11 protein-coding genes are annotated in these 13,302 nt (G+C 60.5%); 9 read left to right on the top strand and 2 right to left on the bottom strand.

All coding sequences use genetic code 11. The features are described 5' to 3' along the window. Positions 1 to 34: 34 nt before the first annotated feature. Positions 35 to 922 carry an EamA family transporter RarD gene (gene rarD / locus ACVWSC_RS01865; protein ID WP_442111711.1) on the top strand — a complete coding sequence of 296 codons (888 nt, stop codon included), beginning with the start codon at positions 35 to 37 and terminating at the stop codon, positions 920 to 922. Between the two features lie 211 nt (positions 923 to 1,133). Here the strand turns inward: rarD and ACVWSC_RS01860 are convergent, their stop codons facing one another. Then, positions 1,134 to 1,652 (bottom strand): glycine cleavage system transcriptional repressor, encoded by a 519-nt coding sequence (locus tag ACVWSC_RS01860; RefSeq protein ID WP_442111710.1) that lies wholly within the window; start codon positions 1,650 to 1,652, stop codon positions 1,134 to 1,136. A 433-nt stretch (positions 1,653 to 2,085) separates the two neighbouring features. On the opposite strand from ACVWSC_RS01860, the gene ACVWSC_RS01855 reads away from it, so the two are divergent. Further along, the gene (locus tag ACVWSC_RS01855; protein WP_442111708.1) at positions 2,086 to 4,263 is read left to right on the top strand and encodes a malate synthase G; all 2,178 of its coding nucleotides are present in this window, start codon (positions 2,086 to 2,088) and stop codon (positions 4,261 to 4,263) included. Between the two features lie 66 nt (positions 4,264 to 4,329). On the opposite strand, the gene ACVWSC_RS01850 is transcribed toward ACVWSC_RS01855, so the two are convergent. Next, the gene (locus tag ACVWSC_RS01850) at positions 4,330 to 4,773 is read right to left on the bottom strand and encodes a response regulator (RefSeq protein ID WP_442111706.1); all 444 of its coding nucleotides are present in this window, start codon (positions 4,771 to 4,773) and stop codon (positions 4,330 to 4,332) included. Between the two features lie 234 nt (positions 4,774 to 5,007). Between ACVWSC_RS01850 and ACVWSC_RS01845 the strand changes: the two genes are divergently transcribed. The 7 genes from ACVWSC_RS01845 to ACVWSC_RS01815 all read left to right on the top strand — a co-directional run bounded on the left by ACVWSC_RS01845 (position 5,008) and on the right by ACVWSC_RS01815 (position 13,241). After that, positions 5,008 to 6,945 (top strand): DUF294 nucleotidyltransferase-like domain-containing protein, encoded by a 1,938-nt coding sequence (locus tag ACVWSC_RS01845; protein ID WP_442114242.1) that lies wholly within the window; start codon positions 5,008 to 5,010, stop codon positions 6,943 to 6,945. Further along, positions 6,942 to 7,646 carry a 3'-5' exonuclease gene (locus tag ACVWSC_RS01840; RefSeq protein WP_442111704.1) on the top strand — a complete coding sequence of 235 codons (705 nt, stop codon included), beginning with the start codon at positions 6,942 to 6,944 and terminating at the stop codon, positions 7,644 to 7,646. Before ACVWSC_RS01845 ends, ACVWSC_RS01840 begins: the two co-directional genes overlap by 4 nt. A 95-nt stretch (positions 7,647 to 7,741) precedes the next feature. Next, positions 7,742 to 8,260 carry an RNA polymerase sigma factor gene (locus ACVWSC_RS01835; RefSeq protein ID WP_442111702.1) on the top strand — a complete coding sequence of 173 codons (519 nt, stop codon included), beginning with the start codon at positions 7,742 to 7,744 and terminating at the stop codon, positions 8,258 to 8,260. After that, positions 8,257 to 9,222, top strand: a complete 966-nt coding sequence (locus ACVWSC_RS01830) for a FecR domain-containing protein (RefSeq protein WP_442111700.1) — start codon at positions 8,257 to 8,259, stop codon at positions 9,220 to 9,222. Before ACVWSC_RS01835 ends, ACVWSC_RS01830 begins: the two co-directional genes overlap by 4 nt. 193 nt (positions 9,223 to 9,415) lie before the next feature. Further along, positions 9,416 to 11,851 carry a TonB-dependent siderophore receptor gene (locus ACVWSC_RS01825; protein WP_442111698.1) on the top strand — a complete coding sequence of 812 codons (2,436 nt, stop codon included), beginning with the start codon at positions 9,416 to 9,418 and terminating at the stop codon, positions 11,849 to 11,851. Between the two features lie 83 nt (positions 11,852 to 11,934). Then, the gene (locus ACVWSC_RS01820; protein ID WP_442111696.1) at positions 11,935 to 13,053 is read left to right on the top strand and encodes a PepSY-associated TM helix domain-containing protein; all 1,119 of its coding nucleotides are present in this window, start codon (positions 11,935 to 11,937) and stop codon (positions 13,051 to 13,053) included. Next, on the top strand, positions 13,050 to 13,241 hold the full coding sequence (locus tag ACVWSC_RS01815) for a hypothetical protein (RefSeq protein ID WP_442111694.1): 192 nt from the start codon (positions 13,050 to 13,052) through the stop codon (positions 13,239 to 13,241). The genes ACVWSC_RS01820 and ACVWSC_RS01815 overlap by 4 nt, the downstream gene beginning before the upstream one ends. Positions 13,242 to 13,302 lie beyond the last annotated feature (61 nt).

Raw genomic sequence — 13,302 nt, 5'->3', positions numbered from 1 at the left:
GTGTTTTAGATAGCTGCCTAAGCAAGGAAACTGCATGCACGCTGCCAACCCGCGCCGCGGGTACATCCTGGGCCTGAGCGCCTACATTATCTGGGGCTTGTTCCCGCTCTACTTCAAAGCGCTGCAAAGTGTTCCTGCGGTGGAAATCATCGTCCACCGCGTGCTGTGGTCCGCGTTGTTCGGTTCGCTGTTGCTTCTGGTGTGGAAGCACCCTGGCTGGTGGCGCGAATTGCGCGAGAACCCCAAGCGCCTGGCGATCCTTGCCCTCAGCGGCGCCTTGATTGCGAGCAACTGGCTGATCTATGTGTGGTCGGTGAACAACGACCGCATGCTTGAGGCCAGCCTGGGTTACTACATCAATCCGTTGATCAATGTGCTGCTGGGCATGCTGCTCCTGGGTGAGCGCCTGCGCCGCTTGCAGTGGGTTGCCGTGGGCCTGGCGGCGCTCGGTGTGGCCCAGCAGGTCTGGCAAGTGGGCAGTCTGCCGTGGGTTTCGCTGTTTCTGGCCCTAAGCTTTGGCTTCTACGGCCTGATCCGCAAAAAGGCCCCCGTCGCCGCCCTGCCTGGGCTGGTGGTGGAAACCTGGATGCTGGTGCCGCTGGCCCTCGGCTGGCTGCTGCTCAACCCATCGGCAAGCAGCGCCAACCTCAGCTTCTACAGCAGCAGCGAAGCACTGTGGCTGATGGCTGCAGGCCCGGTCACCCTCATTCCGCTGGTGTGTTTCAACGCGGCGGCCCGCCACCTGCCGTACACCACGCTGGGCTTTCTTCAGTACCTGGCCCCGACCCTAGTACTGCTGCAAGCGGTGCTGCTGTTTGGTGAACACCTGTCGAGCAGCACGCTGGTGGCCTTCATGTTCATTTGGGCAGGCCTGGCCCTGTACAGCGTCGATGCCTGGCTGAGCCTGCGCCGACGCCGCTGATCAAAAAACATACAAACCTCTGCAGGCCACGTAATCCGTGGCCTGCAGCAAGCGCTCCCAAGGTTATCCACACCCTCATCCCCGTGCTTTGTGCACAAGCCACTGATTATTGGTGGTTTTTTGCTCAATTCCAGCAAAGCTACGGCCCGCTTGGGCTGGCGAAGGCTTCCCCCAGCTTATCCACAGGCCGGTCCCCGGCAAATCGGGATAACTATTCCTCAGGGCGCAGGTGCAGCTCGACCATCAAATCATCGGCCAGCGCTTCAAGTTTGCTCTGCAGCACATCGAGCGACAGGGTCAGCGGCATCGCCAGCAAAGCATCGGCGTGAAACAACGGCTCACTGCTCATCGGCGCCGGGCGCACCTCGGTGCTCAGGCGTTCGACGTTGATGTTGAGCTCGGCCAGCAAGCGCGTGATATCACGCACAATGCCCGGACGATCATTGCCCACCAGCTCCATGGCTATAGGCTTCCAGGTGCAGGACGGCTCGATGCCGCTTTCGGCGATCAGCACGCGAATGTCATGTTTACTCAAGGCGTTCAGGGCTTCGACCAGCTCGCTGTAGGACTCCGCTGGAACCGCTACCTTGAGGATCCCGGCAAACTGCCCGGCCATGCGCGACATACGGCTTTCCAACCAGTTACCGTTGTGCTCGGCAATGCATTGAGCGATACGTTCGACCTGGCCGGCTTTGTCAGGGGCGATCACAGTCAGTACAAGATGATCCACGCGGTAACCCTCTGCTTTTAAAGGTTCAGCCCCTGAAATCAAAGGGCGCGGGGAAAGTATAGGCAAGGCGCGGCAACCTGCCGCAGCAGGTTTTGAATACCAATCGTGTACTGTTTCAAGATTTATCTGGAACAATCTGCCACTTTTTTGAGAACATACTGGCTCCCAGCGTGACCTTATGCGACCAGATGGTCGCAGAACGACGTATTTAGTCTAATTTTCACAACCGCAGCGCATCATGTAGTATGCCGCAGCGCGGACTACAAAACGTCAAATCGATGTCTGCCAAGGCGCCTGTGAAAATACGCAACCGCTCGCCAGCCTGTCTGGCTGGCCGCACCCAGCCGCCCATCGGGCATGTTCTGGTGCCGTGTTTAGAGAAGCGCGTAAGGCTTAAATAGAAGAGCAATAGCTGAGCAGAGTGAGGCAAGCAATGACTGAACACGTTCAAGTCGGTGGCCTTCAGGTCGCCAAAGTCCTGTTCGACTTCGTGAATAACGAAGCCATTCCCGGAACCGGCGTCAACGCCGAGCAATTCTGGGTGGGGGCAGAAAAGATCATCAACGACCTCGCTCCAAAGAACAAAGCACTGCTGGCCAAACGTGACGCGCTTCAGGCACAGATCGATGCCTGGCACCAGGCGCGCAAAGGCCAGGCTCACGATGCCGTGGCTTACAAAGCCTTCCTCCAGGAAATCGGTTATCTGCTGCCAGAAGTCGCAGATTTCCAGGCCTCGACCCAGAACGTCGATGACGAAATTGCCCGTATGGCCGGCCCGCAACTGGTCGTACCAGTGATGAATGCGCGCTTTGCCCTGAACGCTTCCAACGCCCGCTGGGGCTCGCTGTACGATGCCTTGTACGGCACCGACGCCATCAGCGAAGCCGGTGGCGCGGAAAAAGGCAAAGGCTACAACAAGGTTCGCGGCGACAAGGTTATCGCCTTCGCCCGCGCCTTCCTCGATGAGTCCGCGCCGCTGGCCGCAGGCTCGCACGTTGACTCCACTGCATACCGCATCGAAGGCGGCAAGCTGGTAGTTGCCCTCAAAGGCGGCAGCAACAGCGGCCTGCGCGATGACGCGCAACTGATCGGTTTCCGTGGCGACGCCGCGGCACCCACCGCGATTCTGCTCAAGCACAACGGCCTGCATTTCGAAATCCAGATCGATGCCAGCACGCCAGTCGGCCAAACCGACCCTGCCGGGCTCAAGGACGTGCTGATGGAAGCCGCCCTGACCACCATCATGGACTGCGAAGACTCGGTTGCTGCAGTCGATGCCGACGACAAGGTTGTGGTGTACCGCAACTGGCTCGGCCTGATGAAGGGCGACCTGGCTGAAAGCGTCAACAAAGGCGGCCAGACCTTCACCCGGACCATGAACCCGGACCGCGAATACACCGCGCCGAACGGTGGCACTGTCACCCTGCACGGTCGTTCGCTGCTGTTCGTGCGCAACGTTGGTCACCTGATGACCATCGACGCCATTCTCGACAAAGACGGCAACGAAGTGCCTGAGGGTATCCTCGATGGCCTGGTGACCAACCTGGCCGCGATCCACAACCTCAACGGCAACACCAGCCGCAAGAACAGCCGCACCGGTTCCGTGTACATCGTTAAGCCGAAGATGCACGGCCCTGAAGAAGCCGCGTTCACCAACGAGCTGTTCGGTCGTATCGAAGACCTGCTGGGCATGAAGCGTAATACCCTGAAGGTCGGCATCATGGACGAGGAGCGCCGTACCACGGTCAACCTCAAGGCCTGCATCCAGGCAGCCAGCGAGCGCGTGGTGTTCATCAACACCGGCTTCCTCGACCGTACCGGCGACGAAATCCATACCTCCATGGAAGCCGGCGCTGTAGTACGCAAAGGCGCGATGAAAACCCAGAAGTGGATCGGCGCGTACGAGAACTCCAACGTCGATATCGGCCTGGCAACCGGCCTGCAAGGCCGCGCCCAGATCGGTAAAGGCATGTGGGCCATGCCCGACCTGATGGCCGACATGCTCGAGCAGAAAATCGCTCACCCACTGGCCGGTGCCAACACCGCCTGGGTACCGTCGCCGACTGCCGCTGCACTGCATGCGCTGCACTACCACAAGGTCGACGTATTCGCCCGCCAGGCCGAGTTGGCCAAGCGTACCCCAGCGTCGGTGGACGACATTCTGACCATCCCGTTGGCGGAAAACACCAACTGGTCGGAAGAAGAAATCCGCAACGAGCTGGACAACAACGCCCAGGGCATCCTTGGCTATGTTGTGCGCTGGATCGACCAGGGTGTAGGGTGCTCGAAAGTGCCGGACATCAACGATGTCGGCCTGATGGAAGACCGCGCCACCCTGCGGATTTCCGCGCAGTTGCTGGCCAACTGGCTGCGTCACGGTATCGTCACCGAGGCTCAGGTTATCGAAGGCCTCAAGCGCATGGCGCCGGTGGTCGACAAGCAGAACGCCAACGACCCGCTGTACCGCCCACTGGCACCCGACTTCGATAACAACATCGCCTTCCAGGCGGCAATCGAACTGGTGGTCGAAGGCACCAAGCAGCCGAATGGCTACACTGAGCCAGTGCTGCACCGTCGTCGTCGTGAGTTCAAGGCCAAGAACGGTCTGTAACTGACCTATCGCGGGGCAAGCCCTCTCCCACTGCTGTGTGGGAGCGGGCTTGCCCCGCGATCTATTTCACCGGATCCCCAACTCTTTACGCACCAACCCCATCAACTTTTCCGTATCGATCGGCTTGAGCAAAAAGTCGACAACACTCAAATGCATCGCCGCAATGGCGTCCGGTACATCGGCATCCCCCGACACGATAATGATCGGCAACGCCGCTTTGTCCGACTCGCGAATCTGCCGAATCAGTTCCAGACCATCCAACGGCTTCATGCGCAGGTCAGTGATCAACAAACCAATATCACGCTCGTTTTCCAGGCAGGTTAATGCTTGCTCGGCGTTCTGCGCGACCAGGCACTTGATGCCCTTGGCCTTCAGGTAGCTGACCAGTGCATCACGCGCGCTCTGATTGTCATCGACGACCAGTACCTTCTGTGGCGCAGCCCGCGGCGCCGTAACCGTTGCTAGCGCTTCACGTTCGTCGTCACTCAGTAAGTCGTCTGGGTCGGGCATGGTTGTCTCATCATCAATGACCGGAAAAAGTCCCTCAAATCAAGTTCAGACTGCTTTTGATTGCCTTGCAACCCACCTCTCGTCGGCAATTTGACACAGGTCGTATTTCCCGCCCGTTGTGCCGCAGCATTTAGACTTACGTCCAATGGGCACTGGCCAGCCTGCGACCGACCATGAGGGCTGAAAACAACAAGGTCGATGTACACAGCTCGACACAAAGACGCGGTAATGCTCATGAGCAAAATGGACGCCTTCACCCAGGCCGGAAAGACTGCAGTGCTGCAGAACATCCAGGGGACCCTGCAGTTTCTGCAACGCTTTCCACCGTTCAATCAGATGGAGAACGCCCACCTGGCGTTTCTCGTCGAACAGTGCCAGCTGCGCTTCTATGCAGCCAATGAGAGCATCATCAAGCCCAGCGACGGGCCGGTCGAACACTTTTTCATCGTCAAGCAAGGCCGGGTCGTCGGCGAACGCCAGCACGTCACCCGCCCTGGTACAGAAACCACCTTCGAGATCACCACCGGCGAATGCTTTCCGCTGGCCGCCCTGCTTGGCGAGCGCGCGACCCGAACCGAGCACCTGGCCGGCGAAGACACCTTCTGCCTGCAACTGAACAAAGCGGCGTTCATTCGCCTGTTTGCCCTGTCGGAAGTGTTTCGCGATTTCGCCCTGCGCGGGGTCAGCAGCCTGCTCGACCAAGTCAATCAGCAGGTTCAGCGCCGTGCCGTGGAAACCCTCGGCACCCAGTATTCGCTCAATACTCGCTTGGGTGAACTGGCCATGCGTCACCCGGTGGTCTGCGCGCAACACACACCGCTGCGCGAAGCGGTGGCGTTAATGCACGAGCAGCAGGTTGGCAGCATCGTCATCGTCGATGAGCAGCGCTATCCGATTGGCATTTTTACCTTGCGCGACCTGCGTCAGGTGGTCGCCGATGCCAGTGCTGACTTTACCCAGCCGATCGGCGCCCACATGACCGTCAAGCCGTTTTACCTGAGCCCACAGGCCAGTGCCTTCGATGCGGCGATTGCCATGACCGAGCGGCACATTGCCCACGTCTGCCTGGTCGAAGACAAGCGCCTGTGCGGTGTGGTTTCCGAGCGCGACCTGTTCTCCCTGCAACGGGTCGACCTGGTACACCTGGCCCGCACCATTCGCCACGCCCCACGGATCGAAAATCTGGTGTCGCTGCGTGGCGAGATCAGCCAGTTGGTCGAGCGCATGCTGGCCCACGGCGCATCGTCAACGCAGATCACCCAGATCATCACCCTGCTCAACGATCACACCGTTTGCCGGGTGATCGAGTTGGCGCTGCAGGAAAAAGGCGACCCGGGCGTGCCGTTCAGTTGGCTGTGCTTTGGCAGTGAAGGCCGCCGCGAGCAGACCCTGCACACCGACCAGGACAACGGCATTCTCTTTGAAGCCCGCGATGCCGCCCACGCGGCCGAGATCCGCGGGCGCCTGCTGCCACTGGCGCAATACATCAACCAGGGGTTGGCGCAATGCGGCTTCACCCTGTGCAAAGGCAACATCATGGCCGGTAACCCCGAGCTGTGCCTGTCGCGTGCCGAGTGGGCCAGGCGCTTTGCCGCGTTCATTCGCGAAGCCACCCCGGAGAACCTGCTGGCATCGAGCATCTACTTCGACCTGCGCGTGGTCTGGGGTGACGACACCGCCTGCGAACAACTGCGCCAGAGCATTCTTGACCAGGTCGCCGATAACCGCCTGTTTCAGCGCATGATGGCCGACAACGCCTTGCGTCAACGGCCACCGGTTGGACGCTTTCGTGAGTTCGTATTGACCCGCCAAGGCAGTGACAAGGCCGCCACGCTGGACCTCAAGGTGCAAGGCCTGACGCCCTTCGTCGACGGCGCACGCCTGTTGGCCCTGGCCAACGGCATCAGCGCCAACAACACCCTGGAACGCTTGCGCGAACTGGTCAGCCGCGAAGTGATCGACCCGCTCGACGGCGCCGCCTACGAGGAGGCGTATCACTTCATCCAGCAAACCCGCATGCAGCAACATCAACTGCAAAGTCGGCAGAACCTGCCCTACTCCAACCGCGTCGATCCCGACAGCCTCAACCACCTCGACCGGCGCATCCTGCGTGAGTCGCTGCGCCAGGCCCAACGCCTGCAAAGCAGTCTGGCCCTGAGGTATCAGCTGTGAGTCTGTTTGCCTGGTTGCGCCCCCGACAAATCGATAACCAGATCAGCCAGCGCGTCGCGCAACTGCCCGCCCCGACTGCCCTGCGCAGCGACTCGCTGCGGGCACAACGCTGGGTAGTGCTGGACCTGGAAACCAGCGGCCTGAACACCCAGCGCGATCAGGTGCTGTCGATTGGCGCAGTGGTGATCGAAGACGGCGCCATCGACTTCAGTCAGCAGTTCGAACGCACTCTGCACCAGCGCGATCACAAGCTGACCTCCAGCGTGCTGATCCACGGCCTGGGGCCGAGCGCTATTGCCGCGGGCTGCGATCCGGCCGAAGCGCTGCTCGACTTGATGAACTTCATCGGCGACAGCCCGGTGCTGGCCTTTCACGCCCCCTTCGACCAACGCATGCTGGCACGGGCGCTGAAAGATCACCTGGGCTATCGCTTGCAGCATGTGTTTTTCGATGTCGCCGAACTGGCGCCACTGCTCAATCCGCAGATCACCCTGCGCGAAGCCGGGCTCGACGACTGGACGGCCTGTTTCGGCCTGGAGGCCATCGAGCGGCACAACGCCAGTGCCGATGCGATGGTTACCGCCGAGCTGGCCCTGATTCTGTTCAGTCAGGCCCGGCGCCAGCATCTGGACAGCCCGCTGCAGCTCGATCAACACCTGCAGCGTTCGCGGCGCAGACGGCAGCAGAGCCTTGGCTTCTAACGACATCCGATGAGCGTCAATTGCGTTTCACAAGAAGATCCTGTAACAATTGCGAATAATTATCGTTAGTTAACGTATCTTTTTCGGGGAACGTCTTGTCGTCCGTACAAAGCCCACACGGTGAGCTGGTCGGTACGCTCTACCGCGACCATCGCAGTTGGCTACTTGGCTGGCTACGGCGTAATATCGCCTGCGCCGAGCGTGCCGAAGACCTGAGCCAGGACACTTTCGTGCGCCTGCTCAGTCGCGACCAGCTGCCTGCACCGCGCGAACCCCGAGCCTTTCTTCTGGCGATTGCCAGGGGCCTGCTGTTCGACCACTTTCGCCGTGCGGCGCTGGAGCAGGCCTATCTGGCCGAGCTGGCGCTGCTCCCTGAAGCCGAACAACCTTCCCCGGAAGAACAACACCTGATTCTCGAAGACCTCAAGGCCATTGACCGCCTGCTCGGCAAGTTGTCGAGCAAAGCCCGTGCGGCGTTCCTGTACAACCGCCTGGACGGCCTCAACCACGCAGAAATTGCCGAACGCCTGGGCGTTTCGGTGTCCCGCGTGCGCCAGTACCTGGCCCAAGGCATGCGCCAGTGCTACATCGCCCTGTACGGCGAGCCGACATGAACAACAAACCGGTCAGTGCTCGCGTCCTCGACGCCGCCATTGCCTGGCAGTTGCGCCTGGACTCCGGCAGCGGCAGCGCCGAGGAGCAGGCCGAGTTCGCCCACTGGCATGGCGCCAGTGAAGAGCACGCCCGGGCCTGGATGCAGCTGGGCATGCTCGATCAACGTTTCAATGCCGCCGCAGGGCCGGCGCGCCAGGCCTTGTTGCAATCGCGCGCCAACCTGCGCCAGCGCGTGCGCAAAGTCGGCAGCGGCCTGGCCAGTGTGGTGCTGGTGGCAGGGTTGCTCAGCTGGGTCAGCACGTATCAGTCGCTGGGCTACTGGCTGGCCGACCAACGCACGGCAACTGGCGAGCAACGCAGCCTGCGCCTGAGCGACGGCACCCTGATCAGCCTCAATACCCACTCGGCGGTAGACATCCGCTTTGATGGCAAAGAACGCCTGATCGTTCTGCACGAGGGCGAAATCTCTATCGAGACCGGGCACAAGGACGACCGACCCTTTGTTGTCGCCACCGAAGATGGGCGCCTACGCGCGCTCGGCACCCGTTTCCTGGTCAAGGTGGAAGATCAGGGCACGCGCCTGAGCGTTCTGCAGTCGGCAGTGGCGGCCAAGCCACAAGACAGCGGCGACGAACAGATTCTTCATGAAGGCCAGCAGGTAGTCATGAGCCATGACCGCCTCGGCCAGATCGCTGGCCTGAATATCGGCGCCGATGCCTGGACCCGCGGCATGCTGGTGGTCGACAACGTGCGCCTGGAAGACCTGGTTGACGAGCTGGGCCGCTACCGCAGCGGTTACCTGGGGGTTGCCCCGGAAGTGGCCGACCTGCGCATTACCGGCAGCTTCCCGCTGACCGATACCAACCTGGCCCTGACCTCATTGCTGCCGACCCTGCCGGTGCAGATCGAGCAACACACCCCGTGGTGGGTGACGGTGGTGGCGAAACGCGATAAGCCTTGAAGGCTCTATCGCGGGGCAAGCCCGCTCCCACAGAGTTTGTAATTCCAAGTGGGAGCGGGCTTGCCCCGCGAAATTCTGCGTCTGCCGTCTACGCTGCAATCAAAATCTAAATTATTTTCACTAAGCCCTATCACTTTTCTCAACTCACTCGGCAAGGAAGCTAGTTAGCACTTATTCGTCGAGGAGTCGCTGCATGTCCCGCGTTGTTCAAAACTTCCTGCGTCCCAGCTTGCTGGCCATCGCCATTGCCCTGTCCGCCCCGGTGGTGAGCAGCTCGCTGGTCGCTGCCGAGCAATCGGGTCTGCGTACCTACAACCTGCCCGCTGCCCCGCTGTCGAGCACCCTGAACCAGATCGCCAGCCAGGCCGGCATCGCCCTGGCCCTGGACCCAAGCCTGGCCAACGGTCGCACCTCGGCACCGGTCAACGGCCAGTACAACGGCGTTGGCGCGCTGCAGGCGGCCTTGCGTGGCACCGGCCTGCAACTGGAGCAAAGCAGCGCTGGCACCTACAGCCTGGTGGCAACCCCGGAAGGTGCGATGGCGCTGCCGGAAACCAGCATCAACGCTGTTGGCGATTCTGAAAATGCCTGGGGGCCGGTAGAGGGCTACCTCGCCAAACGTACTGCAGCAGGAACCAAAACGGATACCGCACTGGTCGAAGCACCTCGCTCCATCTCTATCGCCACCCGCGAGCAAATGGACGACCGCGGCGTGCACAGCCTGGATGATGCCGTGCGCTACATGCCGGGTATCGTCTCCGCCAGCTATGGCAGCGACACACGCTATGACTGGATGCGCGTGCGTGGCTTTGAGCCCACGCAGTTCCTCGACGGCCTGCCGCTGCCACGAGGTGTGTACGCCAACCCGAAAGCCGAAACCTGGAACCTGGATCGCCTCGCCTTGCTGCGCGGGCCGGCTTCCTCAATCTACGGCCAGACGCCGCCCGGTGGTTTGCTGGACATGGTAAGCCGTCGCCCGCAGGCCGAAAGTGCTCACGAAATTCAGCTCCAGTACGGCAGTGATAATCATCGTCAGATCAACTTTGCCAGCACCGGTAAAATCGATGATGAAGGCCAGTTTCTCTACAGCCTGAGCGGCGTACTGCGCGACAGTGGTACCCAGATCGATCATGTCGACGACAAGCGCTACAACATTGCTCCGAGCCTGACCTGGAATATCGACGAAGACACCAAACTGACCTTTCTGTCGCAATTCACCCGCGACGATACCGGTGTGACCAGTCAATTCCGCCCGATCCAGGGCACCAAGATCGACATGCCGTTCGGCGATATCTCACACCACAAGAACCTGGGCGATCCGAATTACGAGTTTTACGACCGCACTTACTACGCGCTGGGCTATGCCTTCGAACATCGCATCAATGATGTCTGGCAGTTCCGCCAGAACCTGCGCTATACCAAATCGGACCTGGCGTTCCAGACAATTACCGTCAGCGCCTATGTCCCCGAATTCGGCCTTGAAGTCGACAACGAAGGGAACACTGGCAGGTCTACCACCAACGTGGATGAAGACATCAGCCAGTTCGCGGTGGATAACAACTTCCAGGGCGACTTCGCTACAGGTGAGATCAACCACACCTTATTGATTGGCCTGGATCACCAGCGCATCAACACCAACTATCTGTCGTTGTTCGGTACTGCGCCAGGCGTGAATGTGAACCACCCGGAATACGGGCTCCCCATCGTTCGCCCAACGGTGCCCGGCGCTTTCGATTTCGATTACAACCAGAAATCCCGCCAAACCGGGCTCTACATTCAGGACCAAATGGCGCTCGACAACTGGCGTCTGACCCTGGGTGGTCGCGAGGACTGGGTTCATACCGGCACCAAGTTCTATAACAAAGGCGATGCCACCAACACCGAACGCGACAAGAAGTTCAGCGGCAACGCTGCAATCAGCTACGTGTTCGACTCGGGTTTTGTACCGTACCTGTCCTATGCCGAATCCTTCCAGCCAACCAGCAACGCCAGTGCTGATCCGCAAGAATCGTTCAAGCCTACCGAAGGCAAGCAGTGGGAGCTGGGCATCAAGTATCAGCCACCAGGTTCCAACACCCTGTTGAGTGCGGCGATTTATGACCTCACCCAGAAAAATGTGGAAGTGACCAACAACATCGGCAACATCACCGTCACCAGCCAGACCGGTGAAGTGAAAGTCCACGGCCTTGAGCTCGAAGCCGTTTCCGACGTCACTGAAAACCTCAAAGTGATCGCCGCCTACACCCTGGCCAAATCCGAAGTGCAAGACGGCCAGTACAAAGGCAACCGCTTGCAGCTGATGCCAAACCAGCAAGCCTCGCTGTGGGCTGACTACACCTGGCACAGCGGTGTGCTCGATGGCTTTGGTATCGGTGGCGGTGCGCGCTATACCGGCAACACCTACGGCGACCAGGCCAACACCTGGCTGGGCAAGGCAGATGCCTACACCGTGTTCGATGCCGCCGTGCACTACGACTTGGGCCGCCTGGACAACAGCCTCAAAGGCGCATCGTTGGCCGTCAACGCCACCAACGTATTCAACAAGGATTACATCTCCACCTGCGACGGCTTCTATTGCTACTACGGAGACCTGCGCAGCGTTGTCGCCAGCGCCACCTACAGGTGGTAACGGCCTGAAAATACCTGGGTAAAGACCAAGCCGTCCCACCGTGGACGGCTTTGGTATTTCTGAAAGCTGAGAAATAAAATGTAATGAAAAGCTCAACCATACGCCGCTGGTCGTTCATCCACACCTGGACCAGCCTGATCTGCACCCTGTTCCTGCTGATGCTGGCGCTGACCGGTTTGCCGCTGATCTTTCACCACGAGATCGACCACTTGCTGGGCAATGCGCCGGAACTCAAAGAGATGCCCGCCGACACGCCGAAGCTGGACCTGCAACAGCTGGTACTCAAGGCCCAGGCCCATCGCCCGGGCGAGGCCATGCAGTATTTCGGCTGGGATGAAGACGACAGTAACGGTGTGATCACCATCATGGCGGCCACTGCCGGTACTCACCCTGACTTGTCGCACACCTTCATGCTCGATGGCCGCACCGGCGAAGCCGTCGAAATGCCGTCTTCCAACGGTGGCTTCATGATGACCATGCTGCGCCTGCACGTGGACATGTTTGCCGGGCTACCGGGGAAACTGCTGCTGGCGTTCATGGGCTTGCTGTTCGTCGTGGCGATCATCTCCGGCGTGGTGCTTTACGCGCCTTTCATGCGCCGCTTGAAATTCGCCTCCGTGCGCCATGAGAAGTCGTCGCGGCTGCGCTGGCTCGACCTGCACAACCTGATCGGCATCGTCACCCTGACCTGGGCGTTGGTGGTGGGTGTCACCGGGGTCATCAGCGCCCTGTCGGACCTGGTGATCGCCGCCTGGCGCAACGACAGCCTGAGTGCCTTGGTCGCACCTTACCGGGACGCTCCGCCCTTGACCGAACTGGCTCCAGTCAGCCGTGTACTGGATATCGCTGAAGGCGCCGCACCCGGCATGGTCCCGGACTTCATCGCATTCCCCGGCACGCGCTTTTCCAGCGAGCACCATTACGCCGTGTTCATGAAAGGCGGCACACACCTCACCTCGCACCTGCTGACGCCAGTGCTGATCGATGCTTCGACACTGGCCGTGACCGCCGTCGGTGACCGTCCCTGGTACATGGACGCGATGCTGCTGTCGCAACCGCTGCACTTTGGTGATTACGGCGGCCGGCCGATGCAGATCCTCTGGGCCGTGCTCGATGTGCTGACCATCATCGTGCTGGGCAGCGGCCTGTACCTGTGGTGGAGCAAACATCGGCGCCCGCGGGTGCAGGAGGCCAGCGCATGAGCCATCGCTCGCAATCTACCCGGACGATCTTTGCCTGGCCCCTTGTGATTGGCCTGCTGGGCGCCGCGGGGCTGTTTGCCGCGTTGCTCGGTGATGACGCCTGGGACGTGCTGTCCTGGGTTGGCCTGGGGATTCCCGCGTTACTGAGCCTGCGTGGACTGCTCAAACGCCGCGCAAAAGTGACATAAGCATGTACCGACTGCGCTCAACCGCGCAGGCCTAGCATGCCCAGCTCCCTTTCATCAGGAG

It is taken from the genome of Pseudomonas sp. NUPR-002 (assembly GCF_056322725.1).
The sequence above is the reverse complement of the archived record's forward strand: the minus strand, read 5'-3'. Positions and strand labels throughout refer to the sequence as shown.